20 protein-coding genes are annotated in these 20186 nt (G+C 47.9%); 19 read left to right on the top strand and 1 reads right to left on the bottom strand.

Annotated features, from left to right (window positions below):
- The first annotated feature begins 6 nt into the window (after nt 1-6).
- The 16 genes from CSW98_RS03770 (at nt 7) to CSW98_RS03695 (ending at nt 14226) form a co-directional block, all read left to right on the top strand.
- Nucleotides 7-2238 carry a chemotaxis protein CheA gene (locus CSW98_RS03770; RefSeq protein ID WP_100799093.1) on the top strand — a complete coding sequence of 744 codons (2232 nt, stop codon included), beginning with the start codon at nt 7-9 and terminating at the stop codon, nt 2236-2238.
- 10 nt (nt 2239-2248) lie between these two features.
- Nucleotides 2249-3358: a protein-glutamate methylesterase/protein-glutamine glutaminase gene (locus CSW98_RS03765; RefSeq protein WP_100799092.1), complete on the top strand. Its 1110-nt coding sequence runs from the start codon at nt 2249-2251 to the stop codon at nt 3356-3358.
- 9 nt (nt 3359-3367) lie between these two features.
- Complete coding sequence (locus CSW98_RS03760) at nt 3368-4144, top strand: ParA family protein (RefSeq protein WP_100799091.1); 777 nt, start codon at nt 3368-3370, stop codon at nt 4142-4144.
- Nucleotides 4137-5213 carry a chemotaxis protein CheW gene (locus CSW98_RS03755; protein ID WP_100799090.1) on the top strand — a complete coding sequence of 359 codons (1077 nt, stop codon included), beginning with the start codon at nt 4137-4139 and terminating at the stop codon, nt 5211-5213. The genes CSW98_RS03760 and CSW98_RS03755 overlap by 8 nt, the downstream gene beginning before the upstream one ends.
- 78 nt (nt 5214-5291) lie before the next feature.
- Entirely contained in the window at nt 5292-5786 is a 495-nt protein-coding gene (locus CSW98_RS03750) for a chemotaxis protein CheW (protein WP_100799089.1), read from the top strand.
- Nucleotides 5786-6289, top strand: coding sequence for a DUF2802 domain-containing protein (locus CSW98_RS03745; protein ID WP_100799088.1), 504 nt, complete (start codon nt 5786-5788; stop codon nt 6287-6289). The genes CSW98_RS03750 and CSW98_RS03745 overlap by 1 nt, the downstream gene beginning before the upstream one ends.
- 175 nt (nt 6290-6464) lie before the next feature.
- Nucleotides 6465-7082, top strand: coding sequence for a cytochrome c biogenesis heme-transporting ATPase CcmA (gene ccmA / locus CSW98_RS03740; protein ID WP_100799087.1), 618 nt, complete (start codon nt 6465-6467; stop codon nt 7080-7082).
- A 1-nt stretch (nt 7083) separates the two neighbouring features.
- Nucleotides 7084-7752, top strand: a complete 669-nt coding sequence (gene ccmB, locus CSW98_RS03735) for a heme exporter protein CcmB (protein WP_100799086.1) — start codon at nt 7084-7086, stop codon at nt 7750-7752.
- 121 nt (nt 7753-7873) lie between these two features.
- Nucleotides 7874-8629 (top strand): heme ABC transporter permease, encoded by a 756-nt coding sequence (locus CSW98_RS03730; protein WP_100799085.1) that lies wholly within the window; start codon nt 7874-7876, stop codon nt 8627-8629.
- Nucleotides 8630-8631: 2 nt separating this feature from the next.
- Complete coding sequence (gene ccmD, locus CSW98_RS03725) at nt 8632-8838, top strand: heme exporter protein CcmD (RefSeq protein ID WP_100799084.1); 207 nt, start codon at nt 8632-8634, stop codon at nt 8836-8838.
- The gene (ccmE, locus tag CSW98_RS03720; RefSeq protein ID WP_100799083.1) at nt 8835-9320 is read left to right on the top strand and encodes a cytochrome c maturation protein CcmE; all 486 of its coding nucleotides are present in this window, start codon (nt 8835-8837) and stop codon (nt 9318-9320) included. Before ccmD ends, ccmE begins: the two co-directional genes overlap by 4 nt.
- Nucleotides 9317-11302, top strand: coding sequence for a heme lyase CcmF/NrfE family subunit (locus CSW98_RS03715; RefSeq protein ID WP_100799082.1), 1986 nt, complete (start codon nt 9317-9319; stop codon nt 11300-11302). The genes ccmE and CSW98_RS03715 overlap by 4 nt, the downstream gene beginning before the upstream one ends.
- Nucleotides 11295-11849 (top strand): DsbE family thiol:disulfide interchange protein, encoded by a 555-nt coding sequence (locus CSW98_RS03710; RefSeq protein WP_100799081.1) that lies wholly within the window; start codon nt 11295-11297, stop codon nt 11847-11849. The genes CSW98_RS03715 and CSW98_RS03710 overlap by 8 nt, the downstream gene beginning before the upstream one ends.
- Nucleotides 11850-11878: 29 nt before the next feature.
- Nucleotides 11879-12346, top strand: coding sequence for a cytochrome c-type biogenesis protein (locus CSW98_RS03705; protein WP_100799163.1), 468 nt, complete (start codon nt 11879-11881; stop codon nt 12344-12346).
- Nucleotides 12343-13236, top strand: coding sequence for a c-type cytochrome biogenesis protein CcmI (gene ccmI / locus CSW98_RS03700; protein WP_100799080.1), 894 nt, complete (start codon nt 12343-12345; stop codon nt 13234-13236). Before CSW98_RS03705 ends, ccmI begins: the two co-directional genes overlap by 4 nt.
- A 156-nt stretch (nt 13237-13392) precedes the next feature.
- A complete protein-coding gene (locus CSW98_RS03695) occupies nt 13393-14226 on the top strand; it encodes an MlaA family lipoprotein (protein WP_232733467.1) in 834 nt (277 codons plus the stop codon).
- Nucleotides 14227-14306: 80 nt separating this feature from the next.
- Here CSW98_RS03695 and mnmC read toward each other — a convergent pair whose 3' ends face one another.
- Nucleotides 14307-16349, bottom strand: a complete 2043-nt coding sequence (gene mnmC / locus CSW98_RS03690) for a bifunctional tRNA (5-methylaminomethyl-2-thiouridine)(34)-methyltransferase MnmC2/FAD-dependent 5-carboxymethylaminomethyl-2-thiouridine(34) oxidoreductase MnmC1 (RefSeq protein WP_100799078.1) — start codon at nt 16347-16349, stop codon at nt 14307-14309.
- 158 nt (nt 16350-16507) lie between these two features.
- Between mnmC and fabB the strand changes: the two genes are divergently transcribed.
- From fabB to CSW98_RS03675, 3 genes are all read left to right on the top strand, one after another.
- Nucleotides 16508-17719 (top strand): beta-ketoacyl-ACP synthase I, encoded by a 1212-nt coding sequence (gene fabB, locus CSW98_RS03685; RefSeq protein ID WP_100799077.1) that lies wholly within the window; start codon nt 16508-16510, stop codon nt 17717-17719.
- A gap of 132 nt (nt 17720-17851) precedes the next feature.
- Nucleotides 17852-18982 (top strand): 4-phosphoerythronate dehydrogenase, encoded by a 1131-nt coding sequence (locus CSW98_RS03680; RefSeq protein WP_100799076.1) that lies wholly within the window; start codon nt 17852-17854, stop codon nt 18980-18982.
- Nucleotides 18983-19996: an aspartate-semialdehyde dehydrogenase gene (locus CSW98_RS03675; protein WP_100799075.1), complete on the top strand. Its 1014-nt coding sequence runs from the start codon at nt 18983-18985 to the stop codon at nt 19994-19996.
- Nucleotides 19997-20186 lie beyond the last annotated feature (190 nt).

Genomic DNA, 20186 nt, shown 5'->3' with positions numbered 1-20186 from the left:
TAATTTATGAGCTATGAACTAGATGAAGATATCCTTCAGGACTTTTTAGTCGAAGCCGGGGAAATATTAGAGCTGTTATCCGAGCAACTTATCGAGCTGGAGAATAATCCCGATGATAGGGATCTGTTAAATGCCATTTTCCGTGGTTTCCACACAGTAAAGGGTGGCGCGGGTTTCCTTTCTTTAACAGAACTTGTTGATGCCTGTCACGGGGCAGAAAACGTATTCGATATCCTGAGAAATGGTCAGCGGCAGGTGACAGCAGACCTGATGGATACGATTCTGCAGGCGCTGGATACCATTAATGTTATGTTTGCTGCTGTTCAGGAGCGGGAACCTCTGGAACCTGCGGATCCGGTATTGCTGGGTGAGCTGCACCGTCTGAGCCAGCCTGGCGGGGCTGAAGAGAGTCAACCGGCAGCAGAAGACCCTCCTGTCGTTGAACCTGAAATGGTTGCAGAACCGGAAGTCGTTGTTGAAGTGACGGCTGCAGAGCCATCTCCAGTTCCACTGACGGCTGGCGGTTCTATTGATGATATTACTCAGGATGAGTTTGAAAAACTGCTGGATGAGTTACATGGTAAAGGCGGCGCGCCGGGTTCCAGCCCGGCAAAAGCACCGACGCAGCCTGCGGCACCTAAAGTAGCGTCTCCTGTAGCAGCCGGTGCCAGTGATGACATCACTGATGATGAATTTGAAAAGTTACTGGATGAGCTACACGGTAAAGGTGGTGCTCCGGGCATGGCGGTTGCCGAGCCAGCTAAGTCCGTTACTCCGCCACCGGCTGCTGCTGGCGATGATCTGATGACAGATGATGAATTTGAAAAGCTTCTGGATCAGTTACACGGGGTAGGTAAAGGCCCGTCTATCGAAGAACTGGAAATGGCAACCCGGCCTGCTTCTGCAAATCCGGTAGCCAATGCACCGGCACCAGCTCCTGTTAAAGCGGAAGCTCCTAAGGCTCCGGTTCCTGCGCCTAAACCAGCTGCGGTTCCTGCTCCTCAGCCTGCCGCAAAAGCAGTTGCTGAAAAGAAAGCCACCGCACCGGCTAAACCTCAGGCAGAAGCAACGGTTCGTGTAGATACCTCTACGCTGGATACCATTATGAACATGGTTGGTGAGCTGGTTCTTGTTCGTAACCGCTTGGTCAGTCTGGGTCTTAACCGTAATGATGAAGAGATGTCCAAAGCGGTTGGTAACCTGGATATTGTTACTGCTGACCTGCAGGGTGCTGTAATGAAAACCCGGATGCAGCCAATCAAGAAAGTATTTGGCCGCTTCCCGCGCGTGGTTCGGGATCTTGCCCGTAACCTGAAAAAAGATATCGTGCTGGAAATGCGTGGTGAAGATACTGACCTGGATAAGAATCTGGTTGAAGCCTTGGCTGATCCATTGATCCACTTAGTGCGAAACTCTGTAGACCATGGTATCGAATTACCGGAAGACCGGGTGAAAGCCGGCAAATCCCGGACGGGCAAGGTGACTCTTTCTGCTTCTCAGGAAGGTGACCATATTCAATTGGCAATTGTTGATGACGGTAGCGGTATGGATCCGGATAAGCTGCGGGGTATTGCAGTAAAACGTGGTCTGATGGATGCAGAAGCTGCATCGCGCTTAACGGATAAAGAATGTTTCAATCTTATTTTTGCTCCGGGCTTTTCCAGTAAGGAGCAGATATCTGATATTTCCGGCCGTGGTGTAGGCATGGATGTAGTTAAAACGGCCATTAATACCTTAAACGGTTCTGTGGATGTTGATTCAGAAATGGGTAAGGGTACGAAGATTACCATCAAAGTACCACTGACTCTGGCAATCCTTCCGACTCTGATGGTCGGTGTCTGTGAGCAGCCTTTTGCATTGCCTCTGGCCAGCGTGAATGAAATCTTCAATCTGGATCTGAGTAAGACCAATGTGGTTGATGGTCAGCTAACCATTATTGTACGTGACAAATCTATTCCACTTTTCTATCTGCAGAACTGGCTGGTACCGAGTGCCGGTATGCGTGATCAGAGAGAGGGTCATGGTCATGTGGTGATTGTTCAGTTGGGAAGTCAGCGGGTCGGTTTTGTCGTGGATAATCTGATAGGTCAGGAAGAAGTGGTTATTAAACCATTGGATGCCCTGCTGCAAGGTACTCCCGGTATGGCTGGTGCAACCATCACCAGTGATGGTCACATTGCACTGATTCTTGATGTACCTAATTTATTAAAAGAGTACGCGACCCGGTCACGTATGTAAGAAGGAACCTATGGCAGTAAAAGTACTAGTTGTTGATGATTCGAGCTTTTTCCGTCGCAGAGTCAGTGAAATTATTAACTCTGATCCGCGTCTTGAAGTTATGGATGTGGCAACAAACGGCAAAGAAGCGATTCAAAAAGTTACTCAGCTTAAGCCTGATGTAATAACTATGGATATTGAGATGCCGGTTATGGACGGTATTACCGCTGTGCGAGAAATAATGAAAGTGCAGCCGACTCCTATCCTGATGTTCTCGTCCCTGACTCATGAAGGGGCGAGGGCGACGCTAGATGCTTTGGATGCCGGGGCTCTGGACTTTTTACCGAAAAAGTTCGAGGACATTGCCCGCAACCGTGATGAAGCTACTCAGTTGTTGCAACAACGGGTTGTTGAAATCGCCAGAAAGCGTGCTTTTTTACGTCGCACACCATCGGCATCTGTGACAACCGCTGCCCCGCGAGCACCGTTACCGGCATCTCGTGGTGTTTCACCTGCGCCTAAGGCTGAGATCAAAGCCCCTGCCCGTTTTAAGGCAACCGGGAAAAAATATCAGTTAACCGCTATCGGCACGTCTACCGGAGGGCCGGTGGCTCTGCAGAAAATTCTGACTCGTTTGCCGGCGAACTATCCTCATCCGATTGTACTGATCCAGCATATGCCTGCGACATTTACGTCTGCATTTGCAGCCCGTCTGAATTCATTATGTAAGATTCAGGTTAAGGAAGCTGAAGATGGCGATACTCTGAAACCGGGCGTTGCTTATCTGGCTCCGGGTGGGATGCAGATGATGGTTGATGGACGCCCGGGAGCGGCCAGATTACGTATTGTTGATGGCGGAGAGCGGATGAACTATAAGCCGTGCGTTGATGTGACTTTCGGTTCTGCTGCAAAAGTTTTTCAGGATAAAGTCTTGTCCATGATCCTGACAGGAATGGGGGCTGATGGTCGTGAAGGGGCACGCATGCTGAAGTCGGCTGGTTCTACTATCTGGGCTCAGGATGAAGAGAGCTGCGTTGTTTATGGTATGCCGCAGGCAGTAGCTAAGGCTGGTATTTCATCGGAAGATCTTCCGTTGGAACGTATTTCTGAGCGGATGCTTGTTGAAGTTGGTCTGTCTTAGGGGGCATCAATGATTGTCTGGAGTGTCGCGAATCAGAAAGGTGGCGTCGGAAAAACGACCACTACAGTCACACTGGCTGGTTTGCTGAGCAAAAAAGGACACAGAGTATTATTGGTGGATACCGATCCTCATGCCTCACTGACGACTTATCTGGGGTTTGATTCTGATACGGTAGAGAAAAGTCTGTTTGACCTTTTTCAGCTCCCGGAAATCACCAAGAATTCAGTGTCATCAATGATATTGGGCACAGAGATTGAAAATATTGATCTTGTTCCTGCACATATGTCTTTGGCTACACTGGATCGTGTGATGGGAAATCGTAATGGGATGGGGCTGATTCTGAAGCGCGCCTTGATGGCACTACACGGTGATTATGATTATGTGCTGATAGACTGTCCGCCGATACTCGGTGTTATGATGGTTAATGCACTGGCAGCCAGTGACCGTATTCTTATCCCGGTTCAGACGGAATTTCTGGCGATGAAAGGGCTGGAGCGGATGATCCGTACTCTGGCTATTATGCAGAAATCCCGGCAGCGTATATTTAAGACAACCATTGTCCCAACAATGTACGATAAGCGAACGAAAGCCTCGTTGCAAACCCTCACACAACTGAAAAAAGATTATCCGGATCAGGTCTGGAATTCCGCTGTACCAATCGATACTAAATTCCGGGACGCGAGTTTGAGAAATCTGCCAGCATCTCATTTTGCTGAGGGCAGCCGGGGTGTTTTTGCCTATAAGCAACTGCTTATTTATCTGGAGAGGTTAGCGATAAATGAGTAGTAAAGCTGTACATATTCTATCGGGTGAAGAAGCGCTGAACGATTATTTTACGGCACTTCTGGATGAAGAGTGGGAAGAATCTTCTGAGGAGCTGTTGCCGGAAGATACGCAGGTTAAGCATGCAGCAGAAGAGACGCTGTCGCAAAAGGAGTATCCGGTTTCCGGACCGGTCAGTTATGAAGCAGAGCTGCATCTGGTAGAAAAAACTGAGGCTAAGATACCGGAATTACAAACACAGCTGCATTCTGAGAATAATACTTCCTATACTGAAATTGAATATGATGAATTAGAAGCTCCTGATTTGCAGGATATTCAGAAGCTGCTGGATAAACTGGAAGCACTGAATACCTCGACAGAATCAGAAATAGAAACAATCCTGGAGCAGAGCACTGTTGAGGCAACGGAAACGGTTATTGCTGATGCTGATGAAATTCAGGACTGGGACATCGGTGCTCTGGAAGCAGAACCAGTCACAGAAGATTTAGTATCTGAGCCGGTAACTGCGCTTGCAGAAGAAGAACTGGTAACCACAGAGTCTGTCGTGGAAGAAGAGAGTCAGGCTCAATTATCTGCACAACCAGATGTGATCTTGGATCAGGGGTGGGAAAGTACCCGCCGGGATAACAGTTTTCAGGTACTGTATTTTGAAGTAAACGGTGTTACTTTTGCCGTACCTCTGGATGAGCTGGGAGGTATTCACCGTATCGGTGATATGAGCCACCTGATTGGGCGACCAAACTGGTACCTTGGCCTGCAGACGAGTAAAGACGATCAACTGGATGTTGTTGATACGGCGAAATGGGTTATGGCCGAGCGTTTAACGGATGATGCATATAAAGGGGCTTATCAGTATGTTGTTATGCTGGGGGAAAGTCACTGGGGGCTGGCCAGTACTCAACTGATGGGAACCGAGCTATTAAATACAGAGAAGGTTCGCTGGCGGGAACAGGCAGGTAAACGCCCTTGGCTTGCCGGAATGGTAAAAGAAAAAATGTGTGCTCTAATTCATGTTGAAGCTATGATTTTGATGTTAGATGCAGGTTTGGATGTAAAAGCACTGGGCAATTGAACCAGTGACTGGGCTGTAGTGTTAGCAGGCTGGAATAGTTAATAAAGTTTGTCGATAGCGACACAAAGAGGATAAAACATGTCTCAGGTTAATGAAGTAGAAGTTAGAAAAGATCAGGTAAATGACGAAGTACTTCAGTGGGTAACTTTCCAACTGGAAGAAGAGACTTACGGCATTAATGTAATGCAGGTTCGTGAAGTGCTTCGCTATTCAGAAATTGCACCAGTACCGGGAGCACCAGATTACGTTCTGGGGATTATCAACTTACGTGGTAACGTGGTTACCGTTATTGATACCCGTTCACGCTTTGGCCTGATGCAGGGTGAAGTAACCGATAATACACGCATCATCGTGATTGAATCTGAGCGTCAGGTTATCGGGATTCTGGTAGACAGTGTGGCAGAAGTGGTTTATCTGCGCACTTCAGAAATTGATACAACACCAAGTGTCGGTTCGGATGAAAGTGCTAAATTTATTCAGGGCGTCAGCAACCGTGATGGTAAGTTGCTGATTCTGGTCGACCTGAATAAGCTTCTGTCCGATGAAGAATGGAATGAAATGGCACATCTGTAATGTTTGAACAGTTGCAACTGGACAGTCTTCCGCTGCTGTGGGGCGGAGGATTGCTGCTGATTGGTATCATTCTGATGCTCTGGTGGGGCAGCAGAAAAAGGATGCAGAGTACGATTGACAGGCAGCGTCAGGATATTCGTCATTTTGAGAAAGAAGTCCAAAAAGCGAGTAATCAGTTGCTTGAGGTTCGCTCTGTCGTTGTCGGATTGGGGCAGAAAGTTGCAGAGCAGCAAGATGTTATTCAGCACCTGCATGAACGGGTAACTGAGCTTGAGCACACAGACGCTGACAGCCGTTTATACTCCAGAGCCAGTAAGATGGTGCAACTTGGCGCAGATTTGAATGAACTCATTGAAGAGTGTGAATTGCCCAAAGCAGAAGCTGAGCTGATGATGTCACTGCAAAATAAATTAGCGGGTAAAGAAAAAGTACCACCGCTAAGCAGTACACCCGGTGGTACCGTTAAAGCGCAGCGTAGACGCAAGGCGAATCAGCCTCGCTGACCGGTACGTTTACTATTTGAATCAGACATAATTTATCCTCAACAGGCTCTGTATCACAGAGCCTGTTTTTTTATAAAAATTTCTTTATTTTTGTGCAGTTAGTACACACTCAGATCCTGCTGAAATTCAAGCTTGTGCTAATATATAAACACATTCGGTAATTAATAAATAATGCATGCTAGAGATTTCTGCACTATCGGCAATTCGTGGAGAGAGGGTCTTATTTAAAGAACTTTCTTTCAGCATGAACCCGGGAGAACTGATCCAGATTGAAGGTCGCAATGGCAGCGGGAAAACGACACTGCTCAGAATTATTGCCGGTCTTGGCGATAGTGAGGGAGGTGATGTTTTCTGGAAAGGTCACCTTGTTCACACTATCCGGGAACAATATCATCAGGATTTACTGTTTTTAGGTCATCTGCCTGGAGTAAAACGAGAACTGACCGGCTATGAGAACCTGATGTTTCATCAGTCTCTTGTGCAAGGGAAAGCCGACAGTGAGCAGATATGGACAGCTTTAGCCAGAGTCGGTCTGGGCGGACGTGAAGATATTCCAGTGGCTCAGCTTTCGGCCGGTCAGCAGAGACGGGTAGCACTGGCACGATTATGGCTTAGCAGGCAGCCGTTATGGATTCTGGATGAACCGTTGACTGCAATCGATAAACAGGGTGTCAGAGTGCTGGAAAAGTTATTCCTTGAGCATACGAAGCTGGGGGGAATGGTTTTGCTGACCACACACCAGGATATGTTTATTAATCGTTCTGAGCTGCGCAGAATCAGGCTGGGGGATTGATATGCTGAGATCTATGCTCGTCATTATCCGCAGAGAGCTGCTGATTGCCTTCAGAAGGCAGGCTGATATTCTGAATCCGCTTTGGTTTTTTATTATTGTCATTACATTGTTCCCTCTGAGTATTGGTCCCGAGCCCAACCTGCTGGCGCGTATTGCTGCCGGTATTATCTGGGTGGCAGCGCTACTGGCGGCATTGCTGGCACTGGAACGGTTATTCCGTGATGATTTTCAGGACGGTACGCTGGAGCAAATGATGCTGTTACCTCTGCCTTTACCACTAGCGGTGATTGGTAAAGTCATGGCTCACTGGCTGCTGACTGGGTTACCGTTGATCTTGATCAGTCCGTTACTGGCGGTGTTGCTGTCTTTGGATCTGTCCACCTGGCTGGCAGTGGTACTGACCCTGTTGATCGGAACTCCGACCCTGAGTTTTATCGGGGCGATAGGAGTAGCTTTGACCGTGGGGCTCCGGAAAGGCGGAGTTCTGCTAAGCCTGCTGATCTTGCCGTTGTATATTCCTGTACTGATTTTTGCAACAGCGGCTATTGATGCTGCGAGTCTGGGAATGCCGTATAACGGGCAACTGGCTATTTTGGCTGCTATGCTGGTCGGGTCTGTGACATTAACACCATTTGCAGTTAGTGCCGCATTGAGAGTTAGTGTGAACTAGACTAAATTTATGTGAAAACAACACTTTATAGGTATTGCTCTGATTGTGTCGGGGAATAGGATAGCCTCGTACCTCTGAAGTGAAAAACAACAGCGCCAACAGTATAGAGAGAGTTGTTATTATGCGGAAATGGCTTCATTCTTACTCTGAACCTGAGTGTGCCTACTACCTGTGTGGTAAGTGGCTGCCATGGTTTGCCGTCATTGCGGCCGGATTGCTGCTAACCGGTATGATATGGGGGCTGGTTTATGCGCCAGCTGATTATCAGCAGGGAAACAGTTTCAGGATTATCTATGTACATGTTCCGTCGGCTATCTGGTCTATGGGGGTTTATTTCTTTATGGCAGTGGCTGCATTTGTTGGTCTGGTCTGGCAGGTTCGCCTTGCCAGCATGGCTGCATCAGCAATGGCTCCTGTCGGAGCGGTATTTACATTTATTGCACTGGCCACCGGGTCGATATGGGGAAAACCTATGTGGGGAGCATGGTGGGTATGGGATGCCCGCCTGACGTCTGAGCTGATTCTGCTATTTTTGTATTTAGGTGTTATCGCCCTTTATCACTCTTTTGACGACGATAAAAAAGCAGCAAAGGCGGCTGGTATACTGGCTATTGTCGGTGTAATTAACCTGCCTATTATCCATTTTTCCGTGGAATGGTGGAATACCCTGCATCAGGGAGCAACCATTACTAAGTTTGAAAAACCTTCTATGTCCGGCAGTATGCTCTGGCCTTTGATTATTAATATTGTCGGTTTTCTGTTTTTTACTATTGTCGTAACCCTGATCCGTTTTCGCAATGAACTGTTGCTGCGGGAGAGCCATCGTCCTTGGGTTCAGGAAATAGCCTCGGTTTCTGCCGGGACGGAGGAACGTTAGTTATGTTTTTTCATTCGTTGCATGATCTGCTTACCATGGGTGGGTATGGGGGATTCGTTTGGGGTGCCTTTGGTGTCGCTATTACTGCCATGCTAATACTGTTGGGGACTAGTATAGGAAAGAGAAAGCGTATTATGCAGACTGTCCGTGATAAGCAGAACCGGCAGGAGCGGCTTGCTGCTGCGGAGAAGTTGGAGGATACATTATGAATCCGAGACGCAAAAAAAGATTCGGGCTGTTTCTTGCGCTGATTTTAGGGGTAGGGTCAACTGTCGGACTGGTGCTGTATGCAATGAATCAGAATATGGATCTGTTCTATACCCCGACGGAAATTGTCTATGGTAAACCTGACGGTTCAAAACCAGCTGTAGGGCAGCGTTTGCGTATCGGAGGAATGGTTGTTGCGGGAACGGTGAAACGTGATTCCGATTCGTTAAAAGTACGCTTCAAACTGGCTGATGTGGGGCCGGCTGTCACGGTTGAATATGACGGTATTCTTCCGGATTTGTTCCGGGACGGGCAAGGGATTGTCGCGCAGGGGGTCCTGAAAAGTGCTCTGGTGATAGAGGCGTTTGAAGTACTGGCAAAACATGATGAAGACTATATGCCGCCAGATATAGCAGAAGCCATGAAGAAAGTACATGAACCGCTGAAATACACAGATGAACAGAAAGCAGGGAGTTTTCAATGATTGCTGAGCTGGGGCATTTTGCCCTTATTGTGTCTCTCGGACTGGCGTTATTGCTGAGTGTTTTGCCGCTGGCAGGAGCAAGGTATCGCTCCTCTCTTCTTATGACGACAGCCAGACCGTTGGCTTGGGGCATGTTCAGCCTGCTGCTGATCTCGTTTTCTATATTGTTATGGGCCTTTTACAGCAATGATTTTACTTTACTGTATGTGGCCGCTAATTCGAACAGTGAGTTGCCCTGGTTTTATCGTCTAACGGCAGTATGGGGGGCTCATGAAGGTTCTTTGCTGCTCTGGGTTCTGATTCAGGCTGGCTGGACGGTTGCTGTATCACGTTTTAGTCGTAAGATGCCGCAGGAGTCGGTTGCCCGGGTATTGTCCGTTATGGGAATGATTAATGTCGGTTTTCTGCTGTTTATTATTCTGACGTCTAATCCATTTTTGCGGACATTGCCCTTCTTTCCCGTGGACGGACGGGATCTGAATCCTCTGCTACAGGATCCTGGTCTGATTATTCATCCGCCTATGCTGTATATGGGGTATGTCGGATTCTCAGTTGCTTTCTCTTTTGCTATTGCTTCCCTGATGACTGGCAGACTGGACACTGCCTGGGCTCGCTGGTCCCGCCCATGGACCACAGCAGCTTGGCTGTTTCTGACATTGGGGATCGCTTTGGGTTCCTGGTGGTCCTATTACGAATTGGGTTGGGGTGGCTGGTGGTTCTGGGATCCGGTAGAGAATGCTTCTTTTATGCCATGGCTGGCCGGAACAGCGCTGATGCATTCATTGGCGGTTACCGAAAAACGTGGAACCTTTAAGGCCTGGACGGTATTACTGGCTATTTCTGCATTTTCTCTGAGTCTGCTGGGAACTTTTCTGGTACGCTCCGGCATACTGGTCTCGGTACATGCCTTTGCCTCTGACCCTGCCAGAGGAATGTTTATCCTCGGATTTCTTATTGTGGTGATCGGCGGCTCTCTACTTTTGTTTGCGCTGAAAGGCGGGGCGGTACGTTCACACTGCAACTTTATGCTATTTTCCCGGGAAAATGCCTTGTTGCTTAATAATATTCTTCTGATTGCCGCGTTGGTTGTCGTTCTGGTCGGGACATTATTGCCTCTGGTGCATAAACAGCTGGGACTGGGGTCGGTATCTATCGGTGCTCCTTTTTTCAATACATTATTTACCTGGCTAATGGTACCGTTTGCCTTGTTACTTGGGGTCGGGCCATTGATTCGCTGGAAGCGGGACCGGTGGACGGTTCTGATAAAACCGGTGCTGATTTCCGGCATCACCGCACTGAGTCTCAGTATTCTATTTGTCCGTCTCTACGGAGACGACTTTTCTGCATTAGCTTGTATGGGCTGGGCCATGGCATTGTGGGTTATTGTTATGCATGGGTATGAGGTGTATCAGCGTGCGACACACCGTTACAGTTTTATTCAGGGTATAAGTCGTTTGCAGCGAAGTCACTGGGCTATGTTACTGGGGCACATCGGGCTGGCGGTAACAGTGATCGGTATTGCCATGGTACAGAATTATAGTGTGGAACGCGATGTCCGGCTGGCACCGGGAGAAGCGTTTCGGGTTAATGACTACACGTTTTATTTTTCTGGGTTGCGAGAGCAGGACGGGCCTAACTACACCGGATTTATTGCTGACTTTGAGATCACGGAGAAGGGGGCATTCGTTAACACCCTCCATGCGGAAAAGCGTTTCTACCGAACAGCAAGATCCATGATGACAGAGGCTGCGATTGACAGAGGGTTGACCCGAGATCTGTACATTGCCATGGGAGAAAGGCTGGATGATGGCAAATCATGGGCAGTGCGGCTGCATTATAAACCGTTTGTCCGCTGGATCTGGCTGGGAAGTTTGCTCATGGCTGCCGGAGCCGGGGTAGCGATCAGTGACAAACGTTATCGTTTTCATTCTGGAAGACAAACACACTCGATTCCTTTAAAGGAGGAGGTGGAGAATGACTAAGAAAGTTTTGTTTCTGCCTCTGCTGCTGTTTTTGGTTTTGGTGATGGTCTTTATCGTACAACTGGACAGAAATGCGGAGGGGGACGATCCAACGAGGCTGGAGTCTGTTCTGATCGGTAAGTCTGTCCCTCAGTTCCGGCTGGAGGATCTGGCTGAACCGGGTAAACTGTATGATCAGTCTGTTTTTAGAGGAGCACCTGTTCTTATCAATGTATGGGCTACATGGTGTCCGACCTGCTACGGCGAGCATCAGTATTTGAATGAACTGGCTTCCCGCGGAGTCCGTATTATCGGGCTTAACTATAAAGATGACCGGGATAAAGCAACCAGATGGCTGAATGAGCTGGGGAACCCGTATCTGATCAGCCTGTATGACGGAAACGGTATGCTGGGACTGGATCTGGGGGTTTATGGTGCACCGGAAACCTACCTGATTGATGCCGGTGGGGTGATCCGTTACCGCCATGTCGGTGATGTCAATGCCGTTAACTGGCAAGATGTGCTGGAACCTATGTATACAGAACTGGCTCGGGAGACTGACTTATGAAGGCGTTATCGGGAAAGACCGTGGTATGGATGCTAATTTATGTGGTTGGTTGGATGTGCTCGGCGTCAGTATTGGCTGCTATTGACGTTTACGATTTTGATACGAAACTGCAGGAAGAACAGTTTAAAACGTTGAGTAGTACGCTGCGTTGTCCCAAGTGCCAGAATAATACCATCGGAGATTCTAACGCAGAGATAGCGCAGGATCTGCGGCAGAAGGTTTATGAAATGACAAAACAGGGCCAAACTCCGGAAGAGATCGTACAGTATATGACAGACCGGTACGGTAACTTTGTTACCTATGATCCTCCGTTTACACTGGCAACCGCCATATTATGGTTCGGCCCGGTGATAGTATTGGTGCTCGGGCTTTCTGTTATCATTGCCCGTAGCCGAAAAAAAGCACAGGTGATACAAAATGCAGACTGTTGGAATCCGGAGAAGGAGGCCCGCTTACAGGCGCTGCTGGATGGACGGAAGAACGGAGATAAACGATGATAGTATTCGGGTTATTTTCTGTAGCACTGGTCATGTCTGCCTGTCTGATGCTGGCATTGCCTCTGTTTCGCCATAACAGGTCGGATGATCTGGCTGAACGGGATGAGTTGAACAAAGCTCTCTACCGTCAGCGGTTGTGTGAACTGAATGCGGAAATAGAAGAGGGTGTGGCTTTGGAACAGGACGATCTGGTTTCTGATCTGAAACAGTCCCTGCTGGATGATGTTCCGGTCATTGACCCGGGATATTCTGCCGGAGAAAACGGTTTGGGTTCACCGGTACGTCTTTTTTGGTCATCTGCGGTGGTGCTGATGATTCTTTCCTATGGCATCTACTTTTCTGTGGGTGCTTTACCTCTGGTCAGTCACTGGCAGGAAACCCGCAGCAGTCTCAATCCTCTGCTGGAGAAGTTGATGTCAGGGCAGGGGGAGAGTATGACAGAATCTGAGCTGCAGGATATGGTTCTCGGTTTGCGAACCCGGTTATATGAAACGCCAGACGATGCCGATGGCTGGTTGCTTTTGGGACGTATAGCATTATCCGGTCAGGATCTACAGACTGGAGGGGATGCAATGAGAAAAGCCTATAAGCTGGCACCGGAAAATGCAGACATTCGTCTGGGATATGCACAGGCACTAATGATGACTCAGAATAAAGCCGATCAAAATGAAGGGCGGAATGTCCTGATGGGGTTACTCCGGGATGAGGTGGTTGATCTGCGGATATACTCTATGCTGGCCTTTGATGCATACCGGCGGCAGGAATACCGGGCTGCCATTCAGTACTGGCATGCGATGCAACAGCTTATTGGCACGGAAGACAGCCGTTATCTTATGCTGCAGCGCAGTATTGATAATGCCCGTAGCCGACTTAAAGAGAAAACCGAATAGAGGATGGTTTTAATGTATCACGGGGGCAGATTGCCCCTTCACTTTGTTATGAAATCAGGCGACTTTGTTGCAATCATCGTCAATAACAAGTATTAATACTCTCCATAATAAAATCAGACGGGATTGCCCGGTTTTTGTCAGGGAATGGATAGGTATATGTTTTTTCTGCGCAGCAAAGCTATTTTAGTGGTGTTATTGGCTTTAGTTACGACGGGGTGTGCAACGGCACCGGATTCGACAGCCGTTGGTGTGGCAACTGATCAAACCGGCCCTGAACCGGTTGACGGATCGGAGGTTCCTGAGCAGAACACGGGTAAGACAGAAGGCTCTCACTCAGATGACCCTATCGAAGGTTTTAACCGCAGTATGTGGGACATCAACTACGATTATCTTGACCCTTACATTCTTCGTCCGGTTTCACTGGCTTATGTAAACTATACGCCTTCTTTTGTCCGTACCGGTATTTCAAACTTTTTTTCCAATCTGGATGAACCGGCCAGTGCTTTAAGTAACCTCCTGATGGGTAACGGGCATACCGCACTTAACCATTTTAACCGTTTCTGGATGAACACAACTTTTGGTTTGTTTGGTCTGTTTGATTTTGCCGGTGCAGTCGGTGTTCCAAAAGAAGACGGACGAAGTTTCAGTGATGCTGTCGGGCATCATGGAGTAGGAAATGGCGCTTATGTCATGCTGCCGGGAGTTGGTCCGACAACAGTGCGTAACACAACCGATGTTGTTGATCAGATGTATTTTCCTCTTTCTTACCTGAATGTCTGGGGGACGGTCAGCAAATGGGTTTTTCAGGGTATGGAGTCACGGGCCGCACTGGTTTCTCAGGAACCCATGCTGGAAGCTTCGCCGGATCCTTATATCTTTACCCGAGAGGTCTATCTGCAGCGGGAAGATTTCAAGGCCGAGCTGGAAGCAGAGGCTATTGATGAACAGCAGGAAGATTATTTGGATGAATATCTGGAAGATGAGCTTTAAACTGCAACAAATATTCAGTGGTATTTCCTTTTCTGATGCTGAGAAATGTTCATCCTGAGAAGGAAATACCGTACCGGAAGCTATTGTACGATCGCTTTACCTTTCAGCAACCTTCTTACCCACATTCTGCCCGGATGGATGTTGTCCAGTACCGCAACCGGAAGGGGAAGCGGGTCATTACACATCTGTGATGCCAGTGCCTCTGCCATCAGAGGAGCAGAGCATAGCCCCCGGGAGCCAAGCCCTATAATACAAAACAGATTTGGGTAATCGGCTATTGTCTCGGCGTTATCTTGTTGGCGATGCAGGTCTGCGTAATTATGCAGAATTTTATCCAGATCACAGACATTACCTACATAAGGAACATGATCCCGTGTTGCACAGCGGATCCCCTGCCGGGAGTCATTGCCGCTGACATCGACTTCATTTGGCCAGCTTTGATCAGTCACACTGCGCAGCAACTTGGTTTTGTTATCACACTGAGCCTGTGGGTCAAATGTCTGGTTGATATGTTCTCTGTCGAAACTGGCACCGATACAGTGCAGACCGTCATCCGGATTATTCGGTGTCATATAACCGTCGTAGCAGAGAACGGTTTTCAGCTTTGTCAGAGAAGGGGTCGTTGGTATGTGGCTGACCTGTCCTTTCACTGCGGAGGCTGGAATAGACTGGGTCTGTTCAAACTGGTTAAACTTATGGCCATTTGCAACTACAACAGCCTGATGGTTGAAAATTTTATCCTGAGTTGATAATTTCCAGAGCTGTACTTCTGTATCAAAGGTGAGTGTTTCTATACCGGTATTAAAATGAGCCGAAAAATGTGCCAGCTTCGTCAGTCTGGTAATCATAGCCTGAGTCAGCTCTTTCGGGCATAACCAGCCCCCCAGAGGATAATGAACACTTTCGGTTGTAACCGGAAGGCCGATCGTCAGCGCTGTTTGCTCTGCCGTTAATTTATGGATCAATGGTTCCGGGAAATTTCCCTCAAGCATTTTATCCAGTTTTTTTTCTGCTTTATCGTCCCATGCCAACTGTGTGACACCACACCATTGATGGGCAAATTCAAGCTGTTCAGAGGCCTGCTGAATAACCTGCCGGGCAAAAAGAAATGCCGGAGCAAACAAGCGGGACAGTCCGGAGTGGGTACCGTTCAGCAGAGGATAAACAGCACCCTGACGGTTACCGGAAGCATTCTCCGCCGGAGCTTCATCTGAGCAGTATAAGGTAACGGCTACACCACGACGGCACAGTGCTGAGGCCAGCGTGGCACTGGCAATGCCTCCGCCAATAATAGCAACATCGTGGATATCATCATTTTCCGGTCGGGCATACCATGGGGCAATATTAGTGAAGGGCACTTTCTCTGCCAAAGTACCGACAATCATATCTCTTTTAGTGCCGAAGCCTTTGGTTTTTTTCATATCGAAACCGGCTTCAATTAAGCCGCGACGCACAAATCCTGCTGCTGTAAATGTTGCACAGGTACACGCTTTTTTAGCCAGCTTGGCCATACTGTTAAACAGGATTTGATTCCACATTTCCGGGTTTTTGCTGGGAGCAAAGCCATCGAGAAACCATGCGTCGATAATACCGGACTCATTCACCGGAACCTGAGGCATGCAGTCTTTGATATCTCCGAACCAGAGATCCAGAGTGATGGCACCATCAGCCAGAATAATCCGGTGGCAGTCAGGCAAAGCAAGGGGATAGTGTTTTTGCAGTTCTGCGGCGTATTTACCCAATTCCGGCCATGCCTGATGTGCTTTAATTAAGTCATCCTTACTGAGCGGAAATTTTTCAAAACTGATAAAATGCAGTTCCTGTAATGCAGAATCCGGATTTTCAAACCGGAATTGTTCAAACCATTGCCATACGGCCAGAAAGTTCAGTCCGGTTCCGAAGCCGGTTTCGCCGATCACAAAACGGCGCTGCCGGAAGGTATGCCATCGTTCCGGAAGGTGATTTTGCTGCAGAAATACATAGCGGGTCTCTTCCAGACCGTTAACGTTGGAAAAGTAAACATCGTCAAACTGGTCAGATACGGGTGTTCCAGCATCATTCCAGTCCAGTTGTGCATTATGGATAATAGTTTGACAAATAGGGGTGTCGTTGGTTGATGTCATAGTGATCTACAGGTTTGCTAACAGCCTGACGGCCGACTTAATTTCACACAATTGTACTTATTTGTTCAGGAATGTGCTAATGATAAGGAAAGCTGACCACTTGTGGCCGGTAACTTAGTTATTATTTAGCAGTTTTAACAGATTGATAGGAAAGTAACATGAAACGAGCCGTTATCACAGGCATGGGAATCGTGTCCAGCATTGGTAACAACGTAGAAGAAGTGTTGGCATCTCTGCAGGCGGGTAAATCTGGCATCACAGCATCTGATGAATTCAAGGAAATGGGCCTTCGTTCTCAGGTATGGGGTAATATCAAACTTAATCCTGCTGAGCATATCGATCGTAAGATCATGCGTTTTATGGGTGATGCGGCTGCTTATGCTTATCTTTCTATGGAGCAGGCTATTGCGGATGCTGGTCTGACAGAAGAGCAGGTTTCTAACCCTCGTACAGGTATTGTTGCCGGTTCTGGTGGCGCATCAGCCTATAATCAGCTGGTTGCGACCGATACCATGCGTGAAAAAGGAGTACGTCGCGTTGGTCCTTATATGGTACCCCGTACAATGTCTTCAACGGTTTCTGCCTGTCTGGCGACTCCGTTTAAGATTAAAGGCGTCAACTATTCAATGAGTTCTGCATGTGCAACATCTGCACACTGTATCGGTCATGCTGTAGAGCAGATTCAACTGGGTAAGCAAGATGTTATGTTTGCTGGTGGCGGTGAAGAGCTGCACTGGAGTCAGACCATGATGTTCGATGCTATGGGAGCTCTGTCAACCAAGTATAACGATACGCCTGAAACGGCTTCTCGTACTTACGATGCAACCCGTGACGGTTTTGTTATCGCTGGCGGTGGCGGTATGGTTGTGGTTGAAGAGCTGGAACATGCGCTGGCACGTGGTGCGAAGATCTACGGTGAGGTTGTAGGTTATGGTGCAACTTCTGACGGTTATGATATGACAGTACCGTCTGGTGAAGGTGCCGTACGTTGTATGCGTAATGCAATGGAAGGCGTAGATAAAATTGATTACGTAAACACTCACGGTACTTCAACTCCTGTTGGCGACGGTAAAGAACTGGAAGCGATTCAGGAAGTATTTGGTGGCAACTGTCCGGCTATTTCTGCAACCAAAGCGATGACAGGTCACTCTCTGGGCGCCGCAGGTGTACAGGAAGCGATTTACTCCACCCTGATGCTTGAGCACAGCTTTATTGCTCCGAGTATTAATATCACTGAGCTGGATGAGGCTGCGAAAGGTCTGGATATCGTAACCGAACGACGTGATCAGGAATTGACGACGGTTATGTCTAACAGCTTCGGTTTCGGTGGTACGAACGCGACGCTGATAATTAAAAAATATCAGGCATAACTGGCAGCAGTTGATTTGAATAAGCCCCGGCCAACAGAGCCGGGGTTTTTGTTTTCAGTTTGAAAGCTGTTGTTACATCTTCCCTGCAAAAAAATTACAATGCCAGAACACGGAACAGAATAAGTATAAAAGATGAAGATAGTTATTGATGAAAATATGCCTTATGCCAAAAGTTTGTTCAGTCAACTGGGAGAAGTTTTACTCAAGCCGGGCAGAACGCTGACAGCAGAAGATTTGATAGGCGTGGATGCTCTGATGATCCGCTCGGTGACAAAAGTTAATGCCGCATTACTGGAGCAGGCGGACCGGCTCAAATTTATTGGTACGGCAACGGCCGGTATGGATCATGTTGATCAGGCAGTATTGCGGAAAAAAGGTATCTTTTTCACAGCAGCACCCGGCTGTAATAAAGTCGGAGTCGCAGAATATGTGTTCAGTGTTCTGATGGTGTTGGCTCAGCAGCAGGGATTTTCCATATTTGATAAAACGGTCGGTATTGTGGGTGCCGGACAGGTAGGTTCTTATCTGCAGCAGTGTCTGCAAGGTCTCGGTATTAAGGTTATGCTTAACGATCCTCCAAAAGAGCAAGCTGGCGATTCGCGGAGGTTTACTTGTCTGGATACCTTACTGGAGCAGGCTGATGTGATCACTCTGCATACACCGCTTACCAGCGGTGGTGAGTTTCCGACCCGGCATTTGCTTAATGCATCACGTCTGGAGTCGCTGCGAGGCGATCAGATTTTAGTTAATGCTGCCAGAGGTCCGGTTGTTGATAATCAGGCTCTAAAAGCTCGCCTGCAGCGGCAGGATGGCTTCTGCGCTGCGCTGGATGTGTTTGAAGAGGAACCGATGGTTGATATGCAACTTCTTCCTTTGCTGAGTTTTGCAACTCCGCATGTGGCTGGGTACGGTCTGGAAGGAAAAGCTCGTGGTACTACGATGATCTTTAATGCATTTTGTGAGTTTCTCGGACGTGAAGAAAGAGCCGCAGCAAGTGATCTCCTGCCTACCGCTCCTATTCCCAGAGTAACACTTGATCGGGAATGGGATGAGGCAGCACTGCATAATCTTATCCAGTTAGTTTATGATGTGCGCAGGGATGATGCGCTGTTTCGTCGAATGATTGGTCCGGCAGGAGCATTCGACAAAATGCGTAAAGAATATTGGGACAGGCGAGAATACAGTGCCGTCTGTCTGGCTGGTGATAGCGCGTGTAACTTATCGCCACTGGCCAAATTAGGTTTTCAGATTGAGGTAAAATAAATGACTCAGGAATTTAACGTTGCGGTATTTGGTGCGACGGGTGCTGTTGGTGAAGCGATGATAGAGATACTGGAAGAGCGTAAGTTTCCGGTAGGAGAATTGTATCTGCTGGCCAGTGAGCGTAGTGAGGGAAGAACCTACCGGTTTAACGGTAAAACTGTCCGGGTGCAAAATGTAGAAGAGTTTGATTGGTCTCTGGTGCATATCGCCTTGTTTTCTGCTGGTGGTGAGCTGTCCGAAAAATGGGCGCCTGTTGCAGCCGATGAAGGTGTTGTAGTCATTGATAATTCTTCACACTTCCGCTACGACTACGATATTCCTCTGGTGATTCCGGAAGTGAATCCGGAGGCTATTGCAGAATTCCGGAACCGGAATATTATTGCCAATCCGAACTGTTCTACAATCCAGATGCTGGTGGCACTTAAGCCAATTTATGATGACGTGGGTATCGACCGTATCAATGTGACAACGTATCAGTCGGTTTCCGGTGCAGGAAAAAAAGGTATTGATGAACTAGCTGGACAGACTGCAAAATTATTGAACGGTATTCCGGCTGAGCCGGAAGCATTCAGCCAGCAGATCGCTTTCAACTGTATCCCGCAAATCGATACTTTTATGGATAATGGCTATACAAAAGAAGAAATGAAAATGGTTTGGGAGACGCAGAAGATTCTTAACGATCCCTCTGTTGCAGTCAATCCGACCTGTGTCCGGGTTCCGGTGTTCTATGGTCATGCCGAAGCCGTGCATGTCGAAACACGGACTCCGGTTGATGCCGAGCAGGTTATTCAGTTACTGGAACAGGCGGAGGGGGTGGAAGTCTTCCACGGAGCCGAATTTCCTACGCAGGTACGTGATGCTGGGGGGAAAGATCATGTGATGGTAGGGCGTATCCGGAATGATATCAGCCATCATAGCGGGATTAACCTTTGGGTCGTTGCTGATAATGTAAGGAAAGGTGCCGCAACCAATGCGGTTCAGATCGCCGAAGTGCTGGTTAGGGATTATTTTTAACATCATGAGTAAGGCTCCGTTATGGAGCCTTACTCATTTTCAGAGTGACATATCCCTGACTATTTCAATATAAAAAGTAAATAATATAGATACAGGTGCAGTTTTTTTAGTTACACCCTATAGTTTTCCTATTGTTATCCGATATATTTAGCAGATCTACGTTTTTTTATCACACAGAATAAAGTAAAAA

The sequence above is a fragment of the Vibrio sp. HA2012 genome, assembly GCF_002812955.1.
In the GTDB taxonomy this organism is placed as follows: Bacteria; Pseudomonadota; Gammaproteobacteria; order Enterobacterales; family Vibrionaceae; genus Vibrio.
This window is presented reverse-complemented; position numbering and strand designations above follow the sequence as displayed.

Excerpts from the sequence above, each read along its gene's own strand:
- fabB (WP_100799077.1), top strand. The coding sequence starts at position 16,508 with ATGAAACGAGCCGTTATCACAGGCATGGGAATCGTGTCCAGCATTGGT.
- CSW98_RS03760 (WP_100799091.1), top strand. The coding sequence starts at position 3,368 with ATGATTGTCTGGAGTGTCGCGAATCAGAAAGGTGGCGTCGGAAAAACG.
- ccmD (WP_100799084.1), top strand. The coding sequence starts at position 8,632 with ATGTTTTTTCATTCGTTGCATGATCTGCTTACCATGGGTGGGTATGGG.
- CSW98_RS03680 (WP_100799076.1), top strand. The coding sequence starts at position 17,852 with ATGAAGATAGTTATTGATGAAAATATGCCTTATGCCAAAAGTTTGTTC.
- CSW98_RS03770 (WP_100799093.1), top strand. The coding sequence starts at position 7 with ATGAGCTATGAACTAGATGAAGATATCCTTCAGGACTTTTTAGTCGAA.
- mnmC (WP_100799078.1), bottom strand. The coding sequence starts at position 16,349 with ATGACATCAACCAACGACACCCCTATTTGTCAAACTATTATCCATAAT.
- CSW98_RS03765 (WP_100799092.1), top strand. The coding sequence starts at position 2,249 with ATGGCAGTAAAAGTACTAGTTGTTGATGATTCGAGCTTTTTCCGTCGC.
- CSW98_RS03705 (WP_100799163.1), top strand. The coding sequence starts at position 11,879 with ATGCTAATTTATGTGGTTGGTTGGATGTGCTCGGCGTCAGTATTGGCT.
- CSW98_RS03730 (WP_100799085.1), top strand. The coding sequence starts at position 7,874 with ATGCGGAAATGGCTTCATTCTTACTCTGAACCTGAGTGTGCCTACTAC.
- ccmB (WP_100799086.1), top strand. The coding sequence starts at position 7,084 with ATGCTGAGATCTATGCTCGTCATTATCCGCAGAGAGCTGCTGATTGCC.
- ccmE (WP_100799083.1), top strand. The coding sequence starts at position 8,835 with ATGAATCCGAGACGCAAAAAAAGATTCGGGCTGTTTCTTGCGCTGATT.
- CSW98_RS03755 (WP_100799090.1), top strand. The coding sequence starts at position 4,137 with ATGAGTAGTAAAGCTGTACATATTCTATCGGGTGAAGAAGCGCTGAAC.
- ccmA (WP_100799087.1), top strand. The coding sequence starts at position 6,465 with ATGCTAGAGATTTCTGCACTATCGGCAATTCGTGGAGAGAGGGTCTTA.
- CSW98_RS03745 (WP_100799088.1), top strand. The coding sequence starts at position 5,786 with ATGTTTGAACAGTTGCAACTGGACAGTCTTCCGCTGCTGTGGGGCGGA.
- CSW98_RS03675 (WP_100799075.1), top strand. The coding sequence starts at position 18,983 with ATGACTCAGGAATTTAACGTTGCGGTATTTGGTGCGACGGGTGCTGTT.
- CSW98_RS03710 (WP_100799081.1), top strand. The coding sequence starts at position 11,295 with ATGACTAAGAAAGTTTTGTTTCTGCCTCTGCTGCTGTTTTTGGTTTTG.
- ccmI (WP_100799080.1), top strand. The coding sequence starts at position 12,343 with ATGATAGTATTCGGGTTATTTTCTGTAGCACTGGTCATGTCTGCCTGT.
- CSW98_RS03695 (WP_232733467.1), top strand. The coding sequence starts at position 13,393 with ATGTTTTTTCTGCGCAGCAAAGCTATTTTAGTGGTGTTATTGGCTTTA.
- CSW98_RS03715 (WP_100799082.1), top strand. The coding sequence starts at position 9,317 with ATGATTGCTGAGCTGGGGCATTTTGCCCTTATTGTGTCTCTCGGACTG.
- CSW98_RS03750 (WP_100799089.1), top strand. The coding sequence starts at position 5,292 with ATGTCTCAGGTTAATGAAGTAGAAGTTAGAAAAGATCAGGTAAATGAC.